This window comes from Phreatobacter stygius (assembly GCF_005144885.1).
Lineage (GTDB): Bacteria > Pseudomonadota > Alphaproteobacteria > Rhizobiales > Phreatobacteraceae > Phreatobacter > Phreatobacter stygius.
Window position 1 is genome coordinate 3,973,245 of the sequence record NZ_CP039690.1, and the last position, 23,083, is coordinate 3,996,327.

Sequence of the window (23,083 nt, forward strand, 5' to 3'; positions counted from 1 at the left end):
GGGCAGGTGACATCGACGATCCCGCCGGACCACCGGCGAGCCATGAAGATCGCGCTCGTCGGCGACTGGTTCCTGCCGCGCCTCGGCGGCATCGAACTGCAGACGCGCGACCTGGCGCTGGAACTGATGGCCGAAGGCCACCTGGTCGAGGTGATCACCGGCGTTCCCGGACCCGACGCGGTCGACGGCATCAAGGTCATCCGCTTGCCGGGGCCACGCCTGATCGGCGCCGGCATCGCGGTGACGCCGGGCGTGTTCAAGGCCCTGCACGGGTCGATCCGGGCCGGCGGCTATGACGTGATCCACGCCCATTTCGGCATCATCACGCCGATTGCCCACGACGCCCTGCGTTTCGCGGCGGCACACCGCATTCCGGCGGTCGCGACCTTCCATTCGGTGCTGCGCTATTACGACCTGCCCTTGAAGCTGCTCGACCGGACGCTCGGCTATTCAGGCTGGCCGGTCCGCTATGTCGGCGTCTCCTCGGTCACTGCCGAGGCCATGCGCCCGCTGGTCGGAGACCATGACATCGCGGTCATTCCGAACGGTATCGATCTGGCCTGGTGGCGCCGGCCGGCCGGTGCCATCAGGCCGGATCGTGCGGCGACCCGGCCGGTCGCCTTCGTCACCGTCATGCGCCTGGAAAAGCGCAAGCGCGCCCGTGCGCTGATCGCTGCCTTCGCCGATGCCATGACCGGCTTGGCCGCGGGCGCCGCCGAACTGACCGTGATCGGCGACGGCGGCGAGCGGCCGGCCCTGGAACGTATCGTCGAGCGCCGCGGATTGTCGGGCCAGATCCGCTTTCTGGGGAGCCGCGGGCGACCCGAAATCCGCGACATCCTGCACCGTTCCGACGTGTTCGCGCTGGCGTCGCGGCTGGAAGCCTTCGGCATCGCGGCGCTGGAGGCGCGCGCCGCCGGCCTGCCGGTGGTTACGCTGAAGGCCTCCGGCGCGCGCGATTTTCTAAGACATGACGGGGATTCGCTGCTGGCCGGCGACGATGCCGAACTGAGCCGCCAGATCAGGAGCCTGATCGTCGATCCGGCCCTGCGCGGACGCCTGGCGCAAGGCGCCGAGGCAAGCCCAGAGGGTGTCGACTGGACCAGCGTCGGGCCGCGTTATCTCGCCGAATATCGCGCGGCGATCCGGGATGCGGCCGTCTGACCGGGCGGCCGGACCCGGTTCACGAGGTTCTGGCCGCTGAATCGCCGCGCGGCAGCGTCAGCGCGAGATAGCCGATGCCGACAAAGGACGAGGCGAAGAAAACGGCGTGCTGCAGCACCGCCGCCGCCACCGCCAGCGGCAGGGGAACGCCGAGATATTGATAGCAGAAGATGACCGCGGCCTCGTAGACCCCGAGATTGCCGGGTGAAACCGGCGCCAGCGTCGCAAGCCCGAGTGCGGCGACCACCAGGACTGCGGCCGAGAATGACGGTTCGATGCCGACCGCGACCTGAACCGCAACCACCGCCGCGATTTCCACAGCTTTTTTGGCGATCGCCAGCAGCATCACGGCAAGGCCGAGCAGCGGCTGCCTGAGCGGCTCCAGGTGATCGAGGAAATCCGCGGCGAGCTTGGCGATCTTTGCCGCTTTCGGGCCGAATGTCCGGCTGACGGTCCGCACCAGATTGCCGCTGCGGGCGGCAACCAGCATGACCAGCACGAAGGCGGCGATGACGCCGGCAAGCGTCAGCATGGCCGTCCGCATCCAGTCCGGCAGCGGCAGCAGCGTCGCGGCCAGCGCCAGGGTGCCGACCTTGACGATGCCGGTCAGCAACTGATCGACCGCATAAAGCGACATGGCGGCGCTGGCCGGCAGGCCGCCACGCACCATCAGGAAGCCGACGGCGGCGACCACGCCGGCGATCGGCACCGAATTATTGGCCGTGCCGGTCAAGGCGGTGACCTGCGCCATGCGCGGCAGGCTCGGCCGGTGGGCGGCGGGTGCCAGCAACCACCATTCGACGATCCACAGCGGCCAGCCGGCGACGACGATCACGAAGCTGATCAGGGCCCATTCCCAGCGCGCGCCCTTAAGTGCGGCGATCACGTCGGTCCAGGGCAGCGTCATGGCGGCGACGACAAGGAAGCCCGCCAGCACCAGCCAGCCGACGATCCACCAGAAGCGCGGCGAGGCGAGGGGATTGCGCCGCTGCGGCGTGTCCGAACTGGTCACCGCCTGGCGTCCGTCATCGCGCCCGCCTTGGCGGCCGTATTGCCGGCTGCGGCCTGATCTGCGGTCGCCCCGGCGACGCCGAGGTCGCGCATGGTGGTGAATTCGGCGCCGCGCGCCTTGAAGAAGCCGATCACCGAACCGAGCGCATCGAGCGCCGGCTGGCCGGTGCGGAAGCGGCAGTCGTAGCGCAGCGTCGTCCGGGTGAAATCGACGAACTCCCAGGGGTGGACGAAAAGCACCACCGGATCGGCCAGCCGGCCGAGGAAGAATTCGCGGATGATTTTCGGGATGCGCAGCGCGCTGGAGGTGATCGAGGCCGGCACGCGCACCAGGTTGCGGGCATTTTCGACGCCGGGCACGTCGCGTTTGTACTTGGCCTGCGAGGAATCGAGGGCGAAGCCTTCGGCCTCCAGCAGATCGAGATAATGGCCGGGAAAGCGCAGATAGGGCGCGCGGAACGAGGTGACCGGAGCAAACTCGCGCAGGCGCCGGGTCGATTCGACGATCTCGTGGGCGGCGCTCTCGCGCGACATCCAGTCGAAGCGCTGGTGGCTGATGCCGTGGCAGCCGAGCTCATGGCCGGCCTTGACGATCGCCTCGACCGATTGCGGATGAAGCCTTGCCGTATCGCCCGTGGTGAACCAGGTCACCGGGATCGCCTGCCGCTCGAACAGGTCGAGCAGCCGCGGCGCGCCCTCGGTCACGCCCCGCCAGGTCCACAGGAAGGGCGGGCAATCGGGTTCCATGTCGACCGTCAGGGCGACGCGAAGGGGTTTGGTGGTGGTTGTCGACATCGGCTGGGCTCTTAGCACGGCCCGGGCGAAGCGGCCACCACGGCCATGCCGAGGAGTTTCACCACCATTTGGCGAAGATCTCGATGGCCGTGCGGTCATTGCCGCCGGACTTGTTCGGGCCGTCGGTGAGCGCCGCCAGGCTCGAGGCCCGGGTCTCGATCGGCAGGCCCTTGGCCGGGATCACCAGGCGCGCAATGCCGCGTTTGGCGAGGTGGCCGGAAAACCAGACATCATCGACGAAACGGACCGCGGGCGGATGGCCGTCAAAGGCATGGACACTCGCGTCGAAGGCGCCTGGAGGCACCAGGTAACCCCAGGTGCCGAGCAGGATGTCGACCGGGGTCGGCGCCGCGACGCCGGTCGCGAAAATATGGGGAAAGCGCTTGGCATGGACGCCGTCGACGATGCGCCAGCCGCGCCAGCCGATGGCGGCCTTCGGATGCGCCCGGTGGCCGGCGAGCAATTGCTCGAGAAAATCGACGGGATAGATGACGTCGTCGTCGACCACCACCACCGCCGCCCCGGGCTCGGCGACGAGCGCCGGCAGGAGTTTGGTCGCCGGGCCCTCGTCGGTCGAGGCGAGCACCTCGACGCCGTCGGGCAGCGGGCCGGGGTCGGGATAGGCGAGACCCGAGCGGCGCGACACGGCCGGGCGCCAGACGATGATGCGATCGGCCGGTACGGTCTGGTCGATCAGGCTGCGCAACACCGGCTGGAGCCGGTCCATGCGCTCCGGAACGGTGGTCAGCGACACCACCAGGCGCTCCGGCCGCGGCGCCGGCGGGCGCCGGCCGGGCTCGCTCAGCATCAGCCGGCGCGCCCGCGCGATGTCGCGCACCAGCCTGAGCGGCGACATCCGGCGGAACCGCATGAACGTGTTGGCGAGCGTCATGGTCTTGCCGCTCGTCTGCTATTCCGGTCGTCGCGCATCTTCACCTGGGCTGATTTTTCGGGCAGGGAGACGCTAGATAGCACCTGGTCGACGGAACGGGGAGGCAAGTTCATGATGCGCAATTGGGCCGCGCGCCTGCTCGGCAGTCTCGAGCAGGGCGTTTCCGTCCAGGATATCGGCCGCAGCGCGTCGTTCACCGCGGGCCTCAGCCGGATCGCCAGCCGGCTGGCGCGCACCGGCGTGACGCCGAATACGCTGACGCTGATGTCGCTGCTGCCCGCGGTTGCCTCCGGCATCGCGGCCGCCAATGGCCTGCTCGGCTGGGCCGGCGTGCTGCTGCTGGTCAGCGGCGCCTTCGACCTGCTCGACGGGCCGCTGGCGCGGTTGACGGGTACCGCCACGCGGTTCGGCGCCCTGCTCGATTCGACCGTCGACCGGGTCTCCGACGCGGCCCCGCTTCTTGGCCTGACCATTCTCTATTCGAACAGCGGCTGGCTGGCCGTGCTGCCGGCGCTGGCGCTGCTCGCCGCCTATACCGTGTCTTACGTCCGGGCGCGCTGCGAGGGTCTCAAGGTTGCCTTGCCGCCGCTGTGGATGCGCCGCGGCGATCGCATGATCCTGCTGGTGCTGTCGTTGTTTCTGGGCAGCCTGGTACCCTGGCTGGCGCTCGGTGGCGTCGCGCTGATCGCGCTCTTGAGCGCGCTCGCCGCCGCCGATGCGCTGCGGGTGGCGCGCCATGTCATCGATGCCGGCGGCGGTCGCGCCTGATGGTCACTGCCTGGCGGCATATCTACGGCCTGTGGGGCCGGTTCTGGTTCGTGCCGCTGATCCCGGCGCTGCACGCGGCCTTCATGGCTTCGATCGGAGCGCTCCGGCCCGAGCACGTGCTGGCGGCGCTGGCCTTTGCCGGCCTGGGATTTGCGGTCGAGAAGACCAAACTTCTGGTCGCCGCCGCCTTTCCGGCGCTGCTGGTGGCGCTCGCTTATGACCTGATGCGCTTCGTCACGCCGGTCTTCGTGCGCCCCGGCCGGGTCTGGGGCTGCGAGATGCGGGCGCTGGAACTGAAACTGTTCGGCGTCGGCCCCGACACCACGCTGCCGGACTTCTTCAACGTCCACCACGCGCCGTTCTTCGACGTGCTGTTCGCGCTGCCTTATGCCTTGTTCATCTATATCGCGGCGCTCTATTCGATCTTTCTGTTCGTCAAAGACCGCGAGCGGATGCACCACTATCTCTGGGCCTTCGCGATTGCCCATGTCATCGGCTTTGCCATCTGGATGGCCATTCCGGCGGCGCCGCCCTGGTATATTCGTGCCCATGGCTGCGTGATCGATCCCACGGCCGCACCGAGTGCCGCGGCCCTGCTGCGCGTCGACCAGTTGCTGGGCATCCACTATTTCGAGGGGTTTTACAGCCGCAATCCGAATTCTTTCGGCGCCATGCCGTCATTGCATTGCGTCTTCCCGGCGCTCGGCCTCCTGACCGCCTGGCGCTCGGCGACCTGGCTCACCCGGCCGATCCACGTGATCTATCTGGTGCTGATGGTGATCGCGAGCGTCTATCTCGACCATCATTGGCTGATCGACGGGACCGTCGGGATCATCGTGGCGATCGTGGCCGTGTTCATCGCGGCGCGCTTGCGCGGCAGGCGCTGGCCGTGAAGACGCTGATGATCCTGCCGGCGCCGCTCTTTCCGCTTTAGCGCCCGCACCTGCAGGATGACCCAAACCATCTCTCGCGTGTCGAGATCATGCGCCTGGCCGGCGATCCGGCCCTGTCGGCGCATTGCGAGACCATGCCACCCGGCGGGGCAATGCCGCCTTCGACCGACCCCGCCGCCTCAAAAAGCGGCGGGGCGGCCCGTTTGATCCGAGCCGCCCCGCGTGGTCGTGCAATCTCGATCCTAAATCGTCACTCCAGGCAGTCGAGCGGCAGAACCGACTGGTTGGCGTTCTGAAGGATGTCGGCAGCCCGCAGGGTCTGGCTGGCGGTGTCTTCGGTCGGGGTCACCCGGTTGGCCTCGAGGAAGGTGCGGACCAGGTCGAGCTTGATGCCGAAATTGATGTTCTGCGCCGTCCGCTCGCCGGAGATCTTGTCGATCTGCGACACCACCACGCCGACGACATGGCCGAACTCGTCTAGCACCGGCCCGCCGGAATTGCCGGGTTGGGTCGGCGCGCTGTACTGGAACCGGCTCTGGTCGCCGAGCGCGCCGCGCAGGCCGCTGATCAGCCCCTCGGTGACATTGACGCCACCAAGCTGCGAGCGGGCGGGATAGCCGACCAGCACGACCCGTTCGCCGGCGCGGATCGGCGTCTGGCTGCCGGCGCGCAGCGACAGGGCCGGCGTGGTGGCGCCTTCCTCCTGCAGCAGGGCGAGATCGGCGCCTTCGTCCTGCGCGATCATGCGCAGCGTCGTGCGCTTGCCGTCCGGCCGCGAGATCGCCACGGTGCCGCAGCCGTCGACGACGTGCTGGTTGGTCAGCACATGGCCTGATGTCGAGACATAGAAGCCGGTGCCGGTGGAGGCGAGATTGCCGATCCGCGGCGGCCGGCCGACCGAAAGCTCGGCCTTGGCACAGAGATCCTGGTCGCGCTGTTCGAGCGTCTGGCCGCCTTCATAGACGAGCTTCACGTCCCAGCGGCAGCCACCCTCGTTCGGCACCCGCAATTCCAGCCGGAAGCGCCGCGGCAGGGTTTCCGAGCCGAGCCGGTCGTCACCCCAATGGGTGTCGGTGACCGGGGTCAGATAGAGCTCGCGCACATCGGTGCGGCCCTGGTTGACGAACACCAGGCGCCGGCCGCCCTCGGGGCCGCCGCCGTCGATCCGGAAGGCATTGGGCCCGCCGAATGCCACCTCGCGGCGGTCACAGATGTTCTGCCGCATGCGCCGCTCCTCGCGGCCGCCCTGATAGACGATGCGGAAGTCGTAATTGCACTGGTCGTCACGTTCGACCTGTGTCGAAAACCGGTCGCCCGGTGCGATCCGGCTGGCGCCAAGGCGGTCCTCGCCCCAGGTGCTGACCTTTGACGAGGAAATGAACAGGGATTCGATCGGGTTGGTGCCCTCGTTGAGGATCGCGACCTGCGACAGGCGTGGCGTCGCCTCGCCCTGGCTCGGCGCGGTCTTGCGCGTGCCGCGGCCTGGCGCAAGCGCAGGCCCGGTGAAGGCGAGTTCGCGCGTCTCGCACAGATTGACGTTCGAGCGCACCTCTTCCCTGTTGTTGTCGAAGGTGATGCGCACGTCATATTGACAGCCGCGTCCGCGCGGCATGCGCAAGGTGAACGAATTGCGCGCGGCGATCACTTCGCTGCCCAGCCGGTCGCGCCCCCAGGAATTGGCCCGCGCCTCACGGACATTCAACGTCTGGATGGTGATGCCGCCGCGGTTGAAGATCTCGACCTGCAGCTGCTCCTGCGCGGCGCCGGGCGCGCCTGGCGTGCCGCTCGGAGCGGTGTTCCGGTCACTGCCCTGAAACACGACTTCACGGGTCGTGCACAGGTTGCGGCGCGGGATGGTCTGCTCGTCGCGTTCCTCGAATGTGGCGGTCAGGTCGTAGGTGCAGCCGTCCTGGCGGACGAAGCGGCCGGTATAGCTCGCCCCGTCGGCCAGCACGGCGGCACCCAGGATGTCATCGCTGTCATCGCCGCTGGGCGAAGTCAGCTTGAGCGTCTGCAGGGTATTGCCGGTGCGGTTGCGCACCACGAACAAGGCGACCGGGCCGGCGCGCTGCAGGTCCTGGGCGGTCGTTTCGGTGCGGCCGTCGAGGCTCACCTCGGGGCGCTGGCAGAGATCGACGCCGAAGCGCGTCTCCTCGCGTCCTTCGGAATAAACCGCACGCACGTCGAAGCGGCACTGCTGTGCCGTGCTCAGCCGGAAGCGGTGGCGCCTGCCGGCATTGACCGTGTCGCTGCCGAGGCGGTCTTCACCCCAGGACGCCTCGTCGGTCGGCGTCACGAACAGGTTCTGCATGACGGTGTCGGAGCGATTGTGGAAGGTGACCTCGGGCGAGCGCGCCGCGGGTCGCTGGCGTTGCTGGGCGTCGGCGCCGGATATCGGCAGCAGCGCGACACAGGCGACCGCCAGGGCGAAACGGGCGGGCATCAGGGGGAAAAACGACATCGACGAGGAATCTCCACTCTCGCGTCCCATCCCAAGGCGGGGCGCCTAGTCAACATGAATTAGGCGGGGTCGGTTTCTGCAGGATTTCGCCCGGACGTGGCTTTACCGTGGCAAAGCGACCGGACTGAAATCCGGCTGAAACCTTTTGTTCAGCCGCCGGAATGAAGGCCTTGCAATGCGCTCGAACGTCCTCCTGAACAGCGTGAGCCCGGTTGCGATCAGGGCATTCGGCGCAATCGGGATGAACCGCCACATTAGGGTTGGATGAGTGCTTTGGCGACCGCCATATAGGCTGGCAGGGTGATCGGATCATTGACCGGATTGGCCGCTGCGGGGTGTGAGGCAAAACGCACGATCACCATTTCGGCGCGCGGATCGACATAGATGCTCTGCCCGTGAATACCGCGCGCCATATAGGCGCCATGCTCATTGTGGCTGACCCACCACATGTTGCGATACGACCAGCCCGGCAGCGTGGCATAGCCGGCGGTGGCGAAATGAGCCCGGTCGGCGCCGCGCTCGATATCCTCGACCACGGCGGCCGGAATGATCTGCTGGCCGTTGAAACGGCCGCGATTGCGCATCATTTCGCCGAAGCGGGCGAGGTCGCGCAGCGTCGTGTTGAGGCCGCCGCCGCCTGATTCGGTGCCGATGCTGTCGACCATGAAGAAGGCGTCGCTTTCCGCCCCGAGCTTCGACCAGATCATGCCGGACAAGAGATCGGCCATTGATTGATCGCCGACCCGCCTGATGATCCAGGCGAGCACCTCGGCATTGACCGTCTTGTAGGCGAAGGCCTGGCCGTGCTCGCCCTCCTTCCGCAATTGGGTGAGGAAGTCATAGAACGACCTGGGTCCTTGATAGGTCGGGCCGGCCGGCAGCATGCCGCCGGCGCGGGCATAGTTCCACACCTCGGCATTGGGATCGGCATAGTTTTCGGAATATCGGACGCCGATGGTCATATCCATGACCTGGCGCACCGTGGCATCGGCATAGGCGGTGCTGGCAAGCTCCGGGACATAGCGGGTGACCAGCGCCGCAGGGTCGAGCTTGCCTTGCGCGGCAAGCGTCGCGGCCAGCGTGCCGACAAAAGATTTGGTCAGCGACATTCCGATATGCGGCCGGTGGGCCTCGAGCGCGCCGAAATAGCGCTCATAGACGACCTTGCCGCGGTGCAGGACCAGGATGCCGTCCGCATAGGTTCCGGCCAGCGCCTCGGCGAAGGTCATCGCCTTGCCGTCCATGGTGGTCAGGCGGATGCCGCCAAGATCGCGCTCGTCGCGCGGCAGGGCGACGAGCGGGCCGTCGCCGCGCCAGACCGCCGACGTCGGCACCAGTTGCCGCATATTGCTGAAGGCCCAGCGGAGCGCCGGGAAGCGATAGCCGCTGCCGTTGTCGAAACGGACGGTCCGGTCGGCCGGCGGTGGAAAGCCGCGCATGATGCCGAGCCGGTTCGGATCGCTGTCGGCGGCGTTCGGAAATGTCGGGGCGGTCTGGGCGAAGGCGGGCGCGAAGCTGCCGACGACGAGGCCGGCGGCGAGGCCGAGGGCCGATCGGACATGATGACGCATGGCTTTGTGCAGTCTCGACGGGTTGTGGACGGAGAGGCCGGATCGCGGAATGCGTGCGTGGAACTCTATGCCTGCCTGTGAGCGATGCCAATTGCCGTGCTGCGGTCAGGCACGGCGGCCTGCGATCCCGGCTGGTCAAAAATCCTGTCCAGCTCGTGGGCTGTCCGGCGCGCCATCGGCCACCGCTCATTCGACGTTTTGCAACTGCGCGATTGCTTTGGAACGCACAGGCGGCTGGGCCAGCGGAGTGACCGCTTCAGACTGTCTTCGTTAAGTTATAGTCGTTCCAAAAACCACATTTTGCCAATAATAATACAATCTATCGGCGGTTGGCGAGTACAGTTTAGAATTCTTGAAAACAGTGAAGATATAAGATCGATGCTGCCACTCTGAAAGTATAATAATTATAAAGTGAAACGTTGTCGCAGGGGCAAAATAATCCATGATATTTGCCAATTAGTTCGGTTTGCATGATTGTTTCTAGGTCAAGCGCCATGATAGTAGGCCGTGCCGACAGGAGATCGCCATGGCCCCAGCACGTTCCCGAAAGACTTATCCGATTGCGGCCATTCTGCTTCTGTCGCTCAGCGACAACGTGCTTGCACAAACATCGTCTTCTTCTGCCCCCGTGGAGCTTCCTCCCATCGAGGTGCAGGCCCAGACCGCGCCTTCACTGCCGCCGACAGGCACGATCGGGCAGCCGCCGGCGCCCTATGCGGGCGGCCAGGTCGGAACGGGCGCGCGCCTCGGCATGCTGGGCAATCGCTCGTTCCTGACGACGCCGTTCAACGTGACGGGTTACACGGGAAAACTGATTGCAGACCAGCAGGCCAGGACGATTGCCGACGTCGTGCAGAATGACCCGTCGGTGCGCAACGACGTTTCGCCGTTCAGCGAGCGCGATGCGTTTTTCATTCGCGGCTTCTCGGTCGTTGCTCTCGACACCGCCTTCGACAGCTTGTTCTACATCGCCAATCCGCGCCGCAGCTTCACCGAAGGGATCGAGCGCGTCGAAATCCTGAAAGGGCCCAGTGCCTTTCTCAGCGGCGGCCTCGCTCGTATCGGCGGCACGATCAACCTTGTCCCCAAGCGCGCCACCGACGAGCCGCTGACGCGGGTCACGACATCGTTCGCCAGCCGGGGGCAATTCGGAACGCATATTGACCTCGGCCGCCGCTTCGGCCCGTCCAACGAGTGGGGTGTGCGCCTGAACACCTCCTATCGCGGCGGCGCGACGCCGTTGGACAACAATGCCATCGAAGTCGGCGTCGTCGCGCTGGGCCTCGACTATCGCGGCGAGCGGTTCCGCGCGTCGCTGGATCTGACCCATACCAGGCAGGATGTCCGGGCGCCGACGTCGCTGTTCAATTCAATTGCGCCGAATATCCCTATTCCCAGAGCGCCGAACAACAGCCTCAACACAGCGAGCCCGCTCGAATACATCGACAGCCGGTACAACATGGCCGCGGGCCGGGTCGAGTACGACCTCCTGCCGCAGGTGACGGTCTACGCCGCGGGCGGCGTCAGCCGCTACTACGAGGACTTCCTCCAGTCATCTTATCGGATCACGAGCGCGACCGGGCAGGCGACCAATACGCTGGCCATTCAGCCCCAGGAAATTCAGGGATTGACCGGAGAGGTGGGTTTGCGCGCCCAGTTCGAAACCGGCTTTATCGGTCATCAGTTGAACGTCTCGGCCGTCCAGGCGGACAACCGGAACTTCCGCGGCGGTTTCAATCCGATCGCCCTGCCGAGCTGGGTCACCAACATCTACAATCCGATCTACCTGCCGCGGGGCTCGTTCCCGACGATGGCGTTGCCTCGCTCCAATCAACTGCCTCTGTTCACGCAGCTCACCGCGCGCAGCGTGGCGATCTCAGACACCTTGTCCCTGGGCGGAGACCGCCTCCAGCTGACGCTGGGCGGGCGTTATCAGTCGATCGATCTGCGGAGCTATGTCACCCGTCCGGGGCCGACGCTCGGCGCGTTGGCGACCAGCTACCAGGAGGGCAAGTTTACCCCCGCCGTCGCCGTCGTGTTCCGTCCGTTCGAGCGTCTCTCGATTTACGGCAACTATGTCGAGGCTCTCACCGAAGGACCGACCGCTCCGCCGACGGCAGCCAATGCCAATACGGTCTTCGCCCCCACCGTCAACAAGCAGACGGAGATCGGCGTCAAATACGATCTCGGCACGGTCGCGTTCACGGCTTCGCTGTTCGAGATCCGGCAGCCGAACGCCTTCACCGATCCTGCCACCAACCTGTTTTCCGTCAGCGGCCTGCAGCGCAACCGCGGCGCCGAACTCGTTGTGTTCGGCGAGCCCATGCCCGGCGTGCGGCTGCTGGGCGGCGTGACGTTCATCAATGCGGAACTGGCCAATACGCTGGGGGGCCGGTTCAACGGAAACACCGCTCCCGGTGTCCCCGCCGTCGCGGTCAACCTCTACGGCGAATACGATGTGCCGTCATGGCTGGCGCCGGGCCTCACCCTGACCGGCCGCGTCATCTATTCGGGCAAACAATTCTACGACCAGGCCAATACGCAATCGATCCCGGCCTGGACCCGTTTCGACGCCGGCCTGCGCTACGTCTTCCAAAGGCCGGCGGGCAAGGACGTGACCATCAGGGTTGCCGTCGAGAACGTCTTGAACACGTCCTATTGGGCCACGGCCTCCAGAGGCTTCTTGAGCGTGGGCGCCCCGCGCACATTCATGGTCTCGACAACCTTCGACTTCTGACCTGCCGGTTCGCGTGTTGCCGGGCCGTTGCTTCCAACAGTCCGGCGCCCTCCTTCAGCTTCGAATTCTTGCTTCGTTTCGAACTCCTGTTCAGTTCCGGAATCCTGGCCGATGACGATGCTCACCAGAAATCCGCTTGATCGCATCGAGACCGACACGTCCGTTTCGAACCGTCGGCTCGTCGGTATGGCCATGAGCTGCCTTCGCCGCGTTGCTGCGGTGCTGTTGCTCGCCGCCGTGCCGGCAGTGGCTTCGGCGGCGGAGGTCGTCGACCTCGCGGGGCGGCGGCTTCAGATCCCTGATCGGGTCGAGCGCATCATCATCGGCGAGGGGCGCTACATCCCCACGCTCGCGATCCTCGACCGGGAGAACCCGATCGGCCGTCTCGTCGGGATGTTGGGCGACTACGAGGACATCGACCCGGCCAACTATGCCCGTTACCGCGCCCGCTTTCCTGATATCGACAAGGTCCAGCGCATCGGCCGCAGCGCGCGCGACAGCTTCAGCGTCGAGCAGGCCATCGCCGCCCGGCCCCAGGTGGCGATCTTCGGCCTCGGCGGTCATGGACCGGGAACACGGTCGACGGAGGTGATCCGCGCCCTCGAGGCCGCCGGCGTCGTCATCGTCTTCATCGATTTCCGCAGCGATCCGCTCGTCAACACGCCGCGTTCGCTCGAACTGCTCGGCAAGGTTCTCGGCCAGGAGGCCCGGGCTGCCGAATTCCTGTCGGCCTGGCGCGCGGCCCTCGCGACCGTCACCGAGCGCCTCGCGCGCGAAAAACCGACCCTGACCCGCGTCTTCGTCGAGAGCCGCGTGGGTCTCGGCAGAGGCTGCTGCGAGACCATGACCCGCGGCATGATGGGGCGCTTCGTCACCGCCGCCGGCGGCGTCAACGTGGCCGACGCCATCCTGCCCGGCGAGGCCGGCGTGGTCAGCCTCGAATGGCTCATCGCCAATCCGCCTGACGTCTATATCGGCACTGCGATCGGCAGCGGCCTGCGTGACGAGGCATCGTGGCTGGCCTTGGGCGCTGGTGTCACCGAGGCGGCGGCCCGTACGCGCCTTGCCGCCTCGCTCGCCCGGCCGGGCATTGCCGACCTCCCCGCCATCAGGGAAGGGCGGGCGCACGCCATCTGGCATCACTTTTACAATTCGCCCTTTAATGTCGCCGCGGTTCAGGCCTTCGCGAAATGGCTGCATCCCGCGCTTTTCGCAGATCTCGACCCCGACGGCCTGCTCGCCGACTTCCACAGCCGGTTCCAGCCGTTCCCGCTCGACGGGGCCTACTGGGTGAGCCGCAAATGACCGGGACCCATGCGGCGCTTCCCGATGTCGAATTCGATCCGCAGGGCTGCCGCACGTGCTGCCCCCACGGGTCTCGCCCCTCGGGATTGCGCGCCGCCGCAGTCTGCGCGCGCGGCGCGCACGCATGACGGAACCAGCGCATGACGCGGCCCGGACAATTCTCGGCGGTGCTACCCGTCATGGCGGGGTAGCTGTGAGCCCGCCGCCGTCGCACATCGCGCTTTCCGAAGCCGGCGAGCGTCTGCTGACGCTCTATGCGGCCCAGCTCCGCAAACGGGTACTCATTGTCGTCGCCCTGTTGGCTGCTGCCGTCATGGGCCTCTTCCTCGACCTGACGACCGGTCCTTCCGGGCTGCCGTTCAGCCAGACCTGGGCCGCCCTGACCGGGGCTCCCGAGGCTGGCCGCGCGGCCGAGGTTATCGTCTGGCACGTCCGCCTGCCGATCGCCGTGATGGCGATCCTCGTCGGGATCGCGCTCTCGCTCGCCGGCGCAGAGATGCAGACCATCCTCGACAATCCGCTCGCCAGCCCCTTCACCCTCGGCGTCTCGGCGGCCGCGTCCGTTGGCGCGGCGCCGACGATCGTGCTCGGCTTGAGCCTGCCCTATCTGCCTGCCGGCCTCGCCGTGGCGGGCAACGCCTTTCTGTTCGCCTTCGGATCGGTGCTCCTGCTCCAGGCGTTGGCGCGCCGGAGCGAGGGCGGGCCCTATCTGCTGGTGCTCTTCGGGGTCGGGCTCGTCTTTGCCTTCAACGCGCTGCTCGCCCTGGTGCAGTTCCTTGGATCGGCGGAAGCGCTCCAGGAACTCGCCTTCTGGACGATGGGCAGCCTCGCGCGTGCCGATTGGACGGCGATCGCGATCCTGGCCTCGGTGGTTGCAATCATCGTTCCCTGCTCGTTCGCCGCTTCCAGCAGCCTGAACGCGCTGCGCCTGGGCAACGACCGGGCGGCGAGCTACGGCATCGACGTTGCGCGCCTGCGCTTCCTGTCGCTGCTGCGGTCGAGCCTGCTCGCCGCGACGGCCGTCGCCTTCGTCGGCACAATCGGTTTCGTCGGGCTCGTCGGGCCTCATATTGCCCGCATGCTGATCGGCGAGGACCACCGCTTCTTCCTGCCGACTGCAGCGTTGACGGGTGCCGTGGTCATGTCGTTTGCCTCGGTCGCCAGCAAGCTGGTCGTCACCGGCGCGCTGCTGCCGGTGGGGATCGTCACATCGCTGGTCGGACTGCCGGTCTTCTTCATCCTGATCATGCGGCAGCGGCGCAGATGACGAACGCTCCGGAAGCACTCGTGATCGGCGATCTGAGCGTCGGCATCATGCGGCAGCGGCGCAGATGACGAACGCTCCGGAAGCACTCGTGATCGGCGATCTGAGCGTCGGCTATCCCGGACGGCCGGTCGTCGAGGGCTTCAGTCTCGCGCCGATCGCGCCGGGCAGCGTGACCGCCATTGTCGGTCCGAACGCCGCCGGCAAGTCGACCTTGCTGCGCGGTCTCGCAGGCCTCTTGCCCGTCACCGGCTCGATACGGATCGGCCTGGTCGAACTTGCCGGTGCCGTCAGGCGCGAGCGGGCGCGCTATGTCGGCTTCATGCCCCAGAGCCTTCCGGCCGACGCACGGCTGAACGTCTTGGAAGCGGTGATCGCGGCGCTCGCGGTCAGTGCGTTCGACGGTTCCGCCCGGTCGCGGGTGGAGACACGGCGGCAGGCCATGGCCGTCCTGGAGCGGCTCAGCATCGGAGAGTTGGCGCTCGAGCCACTCGATGCTCTCTCGGGCGGGCAACGCCAGCTCGTCAGCCTTGCTCAGGCCATCATACGGGAACCGGTCATCCTGCTGCTGGACGAGCCGACGAGCGCGCTTGATCTCCGCCATCAGGTGCAGGTGATGCGGATCGTCCGCGATCTCGCCGATGGCGGGGTCATCGTGGTCGCGGTCCTGCACGATCTCGCGCTCGCGGCGCGTTGGGCTGATCGGGTGGCCGTGCTCGGTCGCGGCGCACTCGTTGCCGAGGGAGCGCCGCAGGCCGTGCTGACGCCACGATTGCTCGCCGACGTCTACGGCATTGTCGCCCGGGTGGAGCCGTGCTCGGCCGGCACCTTGCAGATCATCGTCGACGGGCTGGATGAGGACAGGAGTGCCCGGCAATGGCCGACATGATCGCACGATCTGTTGATCACGCCCCGGTCAACGGGTCGCTGCCGGGTCAATCTGGCGGGATAAAGGACCGCTCGGCCGGATCTCCAACGATTGACAAGCGGCCTCGAATACGCAAAAATATGAGTAATATCAGTACTTTATATCAAATCTAAACTGTACGATTCCAAATTGCGAGTTGGAAGGCGTTCATGCATTTTTTCCCTGAAGGATGGCGTCTCGATATGGCGCGCGGACGGGCCGGCTCCGCTGGTCGCAGAGCGCTTCCGCCGCTCGTCCGGTCCATGCCGTTGAGGCGCGCCGGCGCAACATTGGCCCGCCGCGGACGGGCCACGGGGCAGGCCTCTTTGCTCTAGCTGCAGCGTCTCGCGGCAAATCCGGCCGCGACCAAAGTGCGAACGAGGTTCGGTCGTCATGCCACCATCGTCCCAACAGGTTGCCGAGGCGGCAGCCTTCCGCAGTTTCGCCAACGGCTATCTGCGTGAGATCGATCCCGGCATCCGGGTCCATCACGCCTTGCCGGACGGCCCTCCCGCAGCTTGCGTGGAATGGAACCTGCGCAGGCAGCGCGCTGTGATCCGCGCCGAGATCCTGTCTCCTTCGTTGTGCGGCCCGCACGGCTTCGGTCGTCTGTGGACCCGCCATCTCCACGAACCGCGCTGGCGCCGCCTCGCGCCGATGCGGGCGATTCAGGAACTCCTCGGCGAGGCCTATGCCCGGGTGGACGCCGGCGGCGGCGACGGCGCGCGCGAGCACGAGCTGGAACTGCTGGGGCGAATTCTCGACAGCTATCGCGAGACGGCTCGCCAACTCGATCTCGCCGCGCGGGAGACAGGCGAGGATACGAGCTTCATTGGTGCCGAGCGCTCCCTCGTTTTCGGCCATTGGCTGCACCCGACGCCCAAGAGCCGGCAGGGCCTCACTGCCTGGCAAGCGCGCGTCTACGCTCCCGAAGAGGAGGGCGCGTTCCAGCTCGCCGTGTTCGCCGTCGATGCCGGCATCGTCCGCCACGGCTCGGCAGTGCCCCGTTCGGCGCTCGAGATCGCGCAGGAGCTCCTCGGATCCGACGCCACGCGGCTGCCGCTGCATCCCGGCGAGATCGCTCTCCCGATGCATCCGCTCCAGGCCGACGCGCTGATGCTGGAACCGCATGTCGCGGCGATGGTGGATGCGGGCCTCGTTCGGCGCCTCGGCGCGGCGGGCCCCCGCTTCACCGCCACCTCGTCACTGCGGACCGTCTATGCGCCGGACAGTCCCTGGATGGCGAAATTCTCCCTTCCCGTCACCATCACGAATTCGCTGCGCGTGAACCGGATCGCCGAACTCGAGGCGGGCGTTGCAATGGCGCGGCTGCTCGGGCGCAGCCGCTTCGGATCGCGCCATCCGGCCTTCCGGATCCTCTTTGACCCGGCCTATCTCACACTGCGCTGTCCCGGCCGCGAGGAAAGTGGCTTTGAGACGGTGCTGCGCGAGAATCCCTTCCGCGACGGCGCCGAGCGCGGCGTCGCAACCGTCGCGGCGCTGACCGCCGAGCCCGTTCCGGGCAGGCGTTCCCGGCTCGAGACGCTCCTGCGCCGTGTCTGCCCCGGCAATGCGGACGCGGTTTCGCGCGCCGCGCGGATATGGTTCGGCCTCTATCTCGACTGCATGCTCGAGCCGCTCGTCTCGCTTTATGACGAGTACGGCATCGCGCTCGAGGCGCATCAGCAGAACGCGCTGCTCGACGTCGCCGACGGTTGGCCGCGCCGGGGGTTCTACCGCGACAACCAGGGCTTCTACCTCTCCGAGGCCGCCCGGCCTCAGCTTCTGCGTGAGGCCCCCGAGACGGCCAACCTCGCCTCGCTCTACTTCGCGGACGGCGAGATCCGCCGCCGCCTCGCCTATTATCTCGTGGTCAACCAGATCTTCTCCGTGGTGTCTCGCATGGGCCATGACGGGCTGGTCCGGGAAGAGATCCTCATCGACGACCTGGCCCGCCGGCTGGAGGCGATGGCGGGCCGCATGACGGGCGCGGGCCGGGCCTTCGCTCGCTCGATTCTGGACGGGCCGACGATCTGCACCAAGGCCAATTTGCGCGTCCGCCTGTCGGATCGCGACGAGTTGGCCTCGGGCGACGGAACCGACAACTACATGGACATGCCGAATCCGCTCGACGTCCGGGCGCGGGCTTGCGGCGAGGCCAACCGTGCCCTTGCCTCTTGAAACCGTGCACCGGCCGGAGGAACGCGTCCTGCGGCAACTGGCGGAGGCGGCCCTCTTCGAGGGCATGGCCGATCTCGACGCCGCGTGCGCAGATGGTCCCGGGCCGTTGGAATGGCGCATCGGGACGCGCCGCTTCCGTGCCACCGGTGCGACTGGTCCCTTCGGCCGCCTCCGCCTCGAACCTTCGACGATCGAGATGGCGGAGCCGGACGGATCCTGGCGCGCCGCCGATCTCACCGGCTTCGCGAAGGCCCTTCCCGCCACGCCGGAGCGCAGGGCGCAATTGCTGGCGGAGCTCCGGCAGACGGTCGAACTCTGCCGTTGGAACGCGAAGACCCTTGTTCCGCCGGACCGCCGCGCTCTTCCCTTTGCCCAGCTCGACTCCGCGCTCTGGGAAGGCCATCCCTACCATCCCTGTTTCAAGGCGCGTACCGGCTTCAGCCTGGCGGATCACCGCCGCTATGGGCCGGAATGCGCCAAGCCGTTTCGGCTGCAATGGCTGGCCGTCCGCCGGGACGCGATCTCGGTCTCGCTGCCGAGCGGCGAGGTCGAATTCTGGCGGGCGGAGCTCGGCGAGGAACGGGACCTCCTGGCGCGCCGCCTCGGCGAAGCAGGCCTTTCCTTCGAGACCCACGCTCTCCTGCCCGTCCATCCCTGGCAGATGCAGCGTCTCCGGGAGGGGCCGCTGCGGCCCTGGCTGGCCGAGCGTCGTGCCGTCGCGCTCGGCGCCGCCGGCGCGCGCTACTTTGCCAGCCAGTCCCTGCGCACGCTGCACAATCTCGATGACCCGCACGCCAGCAGCGTGAAGCTCGCCATGAGCCTCGTCAGCACGTCGAGCCTGCGAAACCTCGACCCGCATTTCGTGCTGACGGGGCCGGCGCTTTCGGAATGGCTGGCGGGGCTTGTCGCGGGCGACCCGCTGTTGCGCGGCCGCTGCCGGATGGACATCCTGCGTGAATATGCGTCCGCGCTCGTCGACCCTGCCGGGCCGCTGGCGGGACAACTCGGCGCGCTCTGGCGCGAGGCGCCGAGACTGGCCCCGGGCGAGGCTGCGGTCCCCTTCAACGCGCTGATGATGCGGGAGGCGGACGGCGCAGCCTTCGTCTCCCCCTGGCTCACGCGCCACGGGCTCCAGGCCTGGCTCGACCGCCTCGTGGAGGTCGCGGTGCTGCCGGTCTGGCACCTCCTGGTGGCCCATGGCGTCGCTCTCGAGGCGCATGGCCAGAACATGATCCTCGTCCATCGCGGCGGATGGCCGGAGCGGGTGATCCTCCGCGACTTCCACGAAAGTGCCGAATACGCGCCGGACTTCGTATCCGACCCCGCGCGGGTGCCGGATTTCGCCGCCATCGACCCCGCCCATGGCGGCCCGGTGGACGATCGTTTCCACGCCATGCGTTCGGCCTCCGTGTTGGCCGAGCTGGTGACCGACAGCCTGTTCGTCTTCAGCCTTTCCGAGACCACCCACCTCCTGCATCGGCTGCATGGGCTGGACGAGACGGACTTCTGGCGCCGGCTCGGCCGCCGCCTGCTGCGCCATGCGACGGAGCACGGCCTGGAAAACCGGCTGGCCCGGCTTCGCATCGATGCGCCTCAACTGCGGGTCGAGGCGCTTCTGTCGCGAAAGCTCGGACTGGACGAGGCGCGGTGCAGCCGCCTCGTGGCCAACGCCTTCCTTCCCCCTGAACAGCCTTCGGGAGACGTCATGATCGAGATCGACGAGCAGATGATGACTGCGGCGGAGATGGATGCCGCCATCCGGCGTGTCGGGACGCGAGCTCGCCTGCAGGGCGGCAGAGGCGAGCGCGTCGCCGCGCGCTTGCGCGACACCACTGAATGCCTTGCCTTCATTCTCGCGGCGCGCCAGCTCGGCGTGACGCTCCTGCCGATCCATCCGGCGCTGCCCGATGATGGCGCGCGACGGCTCGCCGAGCGCGCCGGCTGCCACCGTCTGTTCCTGGACGATCTTGACGGCGAGATCCTGACGGGAGCCGCCCCTCCGGTTCCCGGTGAAGGGCAGCTGCTCCAGATGAGCTCCGGCACCACGGGCGATCCCAAATGCATCGCGCGCAATTGGAGCGCCGTGGAACGCGAGGTCGAAAGCTATGTCTCGGCCTTCACCGAGCCGGAGGGGATGACGCCCGTCATAGCCTGCCCGATCACCCATTCCTACGGGCTGATCTGCGGGCTGTTCGTCGGCCTGCGTCGCAGCCAGCCGCCGGTGGTGCTGGACCACACCAATCCGAAATATTTGCTCCGGCGCCTGCGCGAGATCGATCGTCCGCTGCTCTATACCTCGCCGGCCATGCTGCACACGCTCGCCCGGCTGCTCCCCGAAGGCGAGCGCATGCACGCCGCGATGACCTCCGGCACACTCCTGCCCGGACCCTGGTTCGACGCCATCCGCAGCCGCGTCGTCCACTTCTTCCAGCAATATGGCTGCTCGGAGGTCGGCTGCATCGCGGTGAACCCGGACCTGCGTCAGCCCGACGCCATTGGCCGTTCCCTGCCTCACCATCGCGTCCTGGCCGGGGAGAGCGCCGAACGGCCGGCCGAAATCGTCGTCGAGAGTGAAGCCGGGCAGGTTCGTACGGCCGATCTCGGCTATGCGCGCCCCGACGGCATGCTGATCTTCGTCTCGCGCATGGACGACACGATCAACGTGTCGGGCCTCAACGTCTATCCCGGCGAGGTGGAGGACGTCGTGATGGCGATGCCCGGCGTCACCGACGCCGTGGCCTTCGCCCGGTCCGATCCCTTCGCGGGCGAGCGGGTGACGCTCCTGTTCAGCGCCGAGGCGCCGGTGCCGCCGCGCGCGCTGCAGGATTGGTGCCGCCGCTGGCTCGCCGGTCATCAGGTGCCCGGCGAGGCGGTGCAGGTGAGGGCGATCCCGCGCCAGGCCAACGGCAAGATCTCACGCCGCGAGGTCGCCGAGCGTTATCGCAACGGATTGCTGGCGGAGGTCGTGGCATGACCCGCGAGGGCATCATCGAGGCCGTCGGCACTGTCCTGCGCGAGGAGATGCGTCATCCCCATCTCGACCTCTTCGGCCCGCAGGCACGACTGAACGAGGACCTCTACATCGATTCCGTCCAGCTCCTTCAGCTGATCCTGGCGCTGGAGATGAACCTTGGTCTGCCCGTATCGGAAGAGGCGTTCAGCCGCCAGGATCTTTCCACCGTCGCCGATCTCGCGGCGATCCTCGCGCCGGACGCAGAACGGGAGCAGCCGGCGGCCGAGGCCACCGGGCCCGAGACGCCGTCGGAAGGCGTCCATGGCGAAATGCCCTACGATCTGAAGATCCATTGCTTCGTCAGCTGCGTCTGCGCCGGGCTGAAGACGCGCGGCATAGACCATCGCCCCTTCTACTTCCTGATCTGGGATGCCGAGTTTGCGATCACCGACGGATTCCGGCTCGCCTACCACTCGGACGCCATGGACCACGAGTCGTTCCGCTACTGGTTCGAGCGGCTCTACGGCGTGCCGCTTTCGGCCTGGTACGACCATTCCCGCTCCAAGGACGAGAACGTCGCAACCCTCCTCGAAATCCTCGAGCGCCGCACGCCGGACGAATGCGTGATGGTGATGCTCGACATGTTCCATCTGCCGGAGCGCGAGAACAAGTTTAACCAGAACCCTTTCCCGCACTATCTGTTGCTGGAACTCACCGAAGATCCCGCCGTCTGGCAGGTGCTCGACCCCGACTTCCGTTGGGAAGGTTTGATCGAGCGCGACAAGCTGCTGAACGCGATCCGCCAGCCCAGCGTCGCCGGCGGCTACCGGTTCGATCCCTCGATCGCCCATGCGCCTGTTGACGCGGATCTCGCCGCCTTCTTCACGGCCTGTTTCCGCCCCAACGCCAATCCCCTGATCGATGCGGCGCGTGCCATCGTCACGGCCCATGCCGAGGGACAGGGCGGCCTTGCCCTTGGCGATGTCGGCGAGGCGCTGCGCGAACTGCCTGTCATCACCATTCGCAAATGGGCCTACGAGCACGGCTTCGCCTTCTTCTGGCGGGCCCTGCGCTGGCCGGATAGCGAATTTCAACGCATCTGCGACGAGATCGAGATGCTGGTGAACGGCCTGACGGCCTTGCACTACGCCATCTTGAAGCTCGCCAAGACCGGGGATGCGGCACTGGTCGCTCCGGTTCTCAAGAAGCTCGACGAGCTCGACGCGGCGGAGTTCTCGATCAAGCGGCAGCTCGCCGCAGCCTTCGAGGCCTGGCGAACCATGAGCCCGAGCCTCCGCCAAGCGGGGCGCGCCCACGAAAGGCTCTCCGCATGAGAATCTCGCTCTGCACCATCAGCTTCCGGCATCACCTCCTGTCGATCGGCGAGATCGCGCGGTTCGCCCGCGGCAGTGGCTTCGACGGCATCGAGCTCTGGGGCGTCCACGCGCGCAATCTCAGCGGCGGCTATCACGCCGAGTGGCTCGCCGCCCATGGCCTGCGCGTGCCCATGCTGAGCGACTACCTGCCGCTGGACGCGCCGCGCGATAGCCTGACCGAGCGCATGGCGGACTTCTGCCGGCTGGCGCGCAACTGGCGGGCTCCGCGGCTGCGCACTTTCGCCGGCACGAAGGGGAGTGCCGTGACCTCGCCCGAGGAGCGCGCGCATGTCGTGAGCGGCCTGCGGATGGCGGCCGGCTATCTCGCCAACCACGGCCTGCGGCTCCTGGTGGAGACGCATCCCGGCACCCTGGCCGACAACACCGCTTCGCTCCTGCGCCTGCTCGAAGAGGTCGACCACCCGGCCCTCAAGGTCAACTTCGACGCGCTCCATGTCTGGGAAGGCGGCGACGATCTGCTGGCCGCCCATGACCGCCTCGCTGATCATATCGACTACTATCACCTCAAGAACGTGCGGGATCGGTCCGACCTCGCCGTCTTCGAGCCCGCCAACGTCTATGCCGCGTCCGGGCGGCGCGACGGCATGACGAGCCTGCTCGAGGGCACGCTCGACTATGGTCCGTTCCTGGAGAGCCTGCGTCCGAATGCCGAGGCCTCACTCGAATGGTTCGGCGATGCCTGCTTCTCCATCCTGCCGGCCGACCTGTCCAAGGTCCGCAACATCGCCGCCAAACGCCACGACGATATGGCCTTCCGCATCGGTGTCGCGGGGTGACCAGGTGT

General features: G+C 67.2%; 16 protein-coding genes. 11 read left to right on the forward strand and 5 right to left on the reverse strand.

Annotation, left to right across the window (positions count from 1 at the left end):
* The first annotated feature begins 6 nt into the window (after positions 1 to 6).
* A complete protein-coding gene (locus tag E8M01_RS18680; protein WP_170181963.1) occupies positions 7 to 1,164 on the forward strand; it encodes a glycosyltransferase family 4 protein in 1,158 nt (385 codons plus the stop codon).
* Positions 1,165 to 1,183: 19 nt separating this feature from the next.
* On the opposite strand, the gene E8M01_RS18685 is transcribed toward E8M01_RS18680, so the two are convergent.
* From E8M01_RS18685 to E8M01_RS18695, 3 genes are read right to left on the reverse strand one after another with little or no spacing between them, the layout of a single operon-like run.
* A complete protein-coding gene (locus E8M01_RS18685; protein WP_170181964.1) occupies positions 1,184 to 2,176 on the reverse strand; it encodes a lysylphosphatidylglycerol synthase transmembrane domain-containing protein in 993 nt (330 codons plus the stop codon).
* Positions 2,173 to 2,970: a polysaccharide deacetylase family protein gene (locus tag E8M01_RS18690; RefSeq protein WP_136961504.1), complete on the reverse strand. Its 798-nt coding sequence runs from the start codon at positions 2,968 to 2,970 to the stop codon at positions 2,173 to 2,175. The genes E8M01_RS18685 and E8M01_RS18690 overlap by 4 nt, the downstream gene beginning before the upstream one ends.
* Before the next feature lie 58 nt (positions 2,971 to 3,028).
* Entirely contained in the window at positions 3,029 to 3,862 is an 834-nt protein-coding gene (locus tag E8M01_RS18695) for a hypothetical protein (protein WP_136961505.1), read from the reverse strand.
* 111 nt (positions 3,863 to 3,973) lie between these two features.
* Here E8M01_RS18695 and E8M01_RS18700 point away from each other — a divergent pair, with 111 nt between their 5' ends.
* Positions 3,974 to 4,630 (forward strand): CDP-alcohol phosphatidyltransferase family protein, encoded by a 657-nt coding sequence (locus E8M01_RS18700; RefSeq protein ID WP_136961506.1) that lies wholly within the window; start codon positions 3,974 to 3,976, stop codon positions 4,628 to 4,630.
* A complete protein-coding gene (locus tag E8M01_RS18705; RefSeq protein WP_136961507.1) occupies positions 4,630 to 5,523 on the forward strand; it encodes a phosphatase PAP2 family protein in 894 nt (297 codons plus the stop codon). The genes E8M01_RS18700 and E8M01_RS18705 overlap by 1 nt, the downstream gene beginning before the upstream one ends.
* 250 nt (positions 5,524 to 5,773) lie before the next feature.
* On the opposite strand, the gene E8M01_RS18710 is transcribed toward E8M01_RS18705, so the two are convergent.
* Complete coding sequence (locus E8M01_RS18710) at positions 5,774 to 7,984, reverse strand: S1C family serine protease (RefSeq protein WP_170181965.1); 2,211 nt, start codon at positions 7,982 to 7,984, stop codon at positions 5,774 to 5,776.
* Positions 7,985 to 8,238: 254 nt separating this feature from the next.
* Positions 8,239 to 9,555, reverse strand: a complete 1,317-nt coding sequence (locus tag E8M01_RS18715) for a serine hydrolase domain-containing protein (RefSeq protein ID WP_136961509.1) — start codon at positions 9,553 to 9,555, stop codon at positions 8,239 to 8,241.
* Between the two features lie 526 nt (positions 9,556 to 10,081).
* On the opposite strand from E8M01_RS18715, the gene E8M01_RS18720 reads away from it, so the two are divergent.
* From E8M01_RS18720 to E8M01_RS18755, 8 genes are all read left to right on the forward strand, one after another.
* Entirely contained in the window at positions 10,082 to 12,292 is a 2,211-nt protein-coding gene (locus tag E8M01_RS18720; RefSeq protein ID WP_136961510.1) for a TonB-dependent receptor, read from the forward strand.
* A gap of 111 nt (positions 12,293 to 12,403) precedes the next feature.
* A complete protein-coding gene (locus E8M01_RS18725) occupies positions 12,404 to 13,597 on the forward strand; it encodes an ABC transporter substrate-binding protein (protein WP_246088355.1) in 1,194 nt (397 codons plus the stop codon).
* A 55-nt stretch (positions 13,598 to 13,652) separates the two neighbouring features.
* On the forward strand, positions 13,653 to 14,864 hold the full coding sequence (locus E8M01_RS18730) for a FecCD family ABC transporter permease (RefSeq protein ID WP_246088356.1): 1,212 nt from the start codon (positions 13,653 to 13,655) through the stop codon (positions 14,862 to 14,864).
* A 64-nt stretch (positions 14,865 to 14,928) separates the two neighbouring features.
* Positions 14,929 to 15,750, forward strand: a complete 822-nt coding sequence (locus tag E8M01_RS18735) for an ABC transporter ATP-binding protein (protein ID WP_136961511.1) — start codon at positions 14,929 to 14,931, stop codon at positions 15,748 to 15,750.
* A gap of 411 nt (positions 15,751 to 16,161) precedes the next feature.
* Entirely contained in the window at positions 16,162 to 17,949 is a 1,788-nt protein-coding gene (locus tag E8M01_RS18740) for an IucA/IucC family protein (RefSeq protein WP_136961512.1), read from the forward strand.
* The gene (locus tag E8M01_RS18745) at positions 17,933 to 20,923 is read left to right on the forward strand and encodes an IucA/IucC family protein (protein ID WP_136961513.1); all 2,991 of its coding nucleotides are present in this window, start codon (positions 17,933 to 17,935) and stop codon (positions 20,921 to 20,923) included. Before E8M01_RS18740 ends, E8M01_RS18745 begins: the two co-directional genes overlap by 17 nt.
* Positions 20,920 to 22,236 carry a DUF6005 family protein gene (locus E8M01_RS18750; RefSeq protein WP_136964717.1) on the forward strand — a complete coding sequence of 439 codons (1,317 nt, stop codon included), beginning with the start codon at positions 20,920 to 20,922 and terminating at the stop codon, positions 22,234 to 22,236. The genes E8M01_RS18745 and E8M01_RS18750 overlap by 4 nt, the downstream gene beginning before the upstream one ends.
* Positions 22,233 to 23,075 carry a sugar phosphate isomerase/epimerase family protein gene (locus E8M01_RS18755; protein ID WP_136961514.1) on the forward strand — a complete coding sequence of 281 codons (843 nt, stop codon included), beginning with the start codon at positions 22,233 to 22,235 and terminating at the stop codon, positions 23,073 to 23,075. The genes E8M01_RS18750 and E8M01_RS18755 overlap by 4 nt, the downstream gene beginning before the upstream one ends.
* Positions 23,076 to 23,083: the final 8 nt, after the last annotated feature.

What these genes read in the sequence shown, in the direction of transcription:
- E8M01_RS18740 (WP_136961512.1), top strand. Translation starts at nt 16,162, where the DNA reads ATGCCACCATCGTCCCAACAGGTTGCCGAGGCGGCAGCCTTCCGCAGT.
- E8M01_RS18710 (WP_170181965.1), bottom strand. Translation starts at nt 7,984, where the DNA reads ATGTCGTTTTTCCCCCTGATGCCCGCCCGTTTCGCCCTGGCGGTCGCC.
- E8M01_RS18715 (WP_136961509.1), bottom strand. Translation starts at nt 9,555, where the DNA reads ATGCGTCATCATGTCCGATCGGCCCTCGGCCTCGCCGCCGGCCTCGTC.
- E8M01_RS18720 (WP_136961510.1), top strand. Translation starts at nt 10,082, where the DNA reads ATGGCCCCAGCACGTTCCCGAAAGACTTATCCGATTGCGGCCATTCTG.
- E8M01_RS18690 (WP_136961504.1), bottom strand. Translation starts at nt 2,970, where the DNA reads ATGTCGACAACCACCACCAAACCCCTTCGCGTCGCCCTGACGGTCGAC.
- E8M01_RS18725 (WP_246088355.1), top strand. Translation starts at nt 12,404, where the DNA reads ATGACGATGCTCACCAGAAATCCGCTTGATCGCATCGAGACCGACACG.
- E8M01_RS18700 (WP_136961506.1), top strand. Translation starts at nt 3,974, where the DNA reads ATGATGCGCAATTGGGCCGCGCGCCTGCTCGGCAGTCTCGAGCAGGGC.
- E8M01_RS18750 (WP_136964717.1), top strand. Translation starts at nt 20,920, where the DNA reads ATGACCCGCGAGGGCATCATCGAGGCCGTCGGCACTGTCCTGCGCGAG.
- E8M01_RS18705 (WP_136961507.1), top strand. Translation starts at nt 4,630, where the DNA reads ATGGTCACTGCCTGGCGGCATATCTACGGCCTGTGGGGCCGGTTCTGG.
- E8M01_RS18755 (WP_136961514.1), top strand. Translation starts at nt 22,233, where the DNA reads ATGAGAATCTCGCTCTGCACCATCAGCTTCCGGCATCACCTCCTGTCG.
- E8M01_RS18695 (WP_136961505.1), bottom strand. Translation starts at nt 3,862, where the DNA reads ATGACGCTCGCCAACACGTTCATGCGGTTCCGCCGGATGTCGCCGCTC.
- E8M01_RS18735 (WP_136961511.1), top strand. Translation starts at nt 14,929, where the DNA reads ATGACGAACGCTCCGGAAGCACTCGTGATCGGCGATCTGAGCGTCGGC.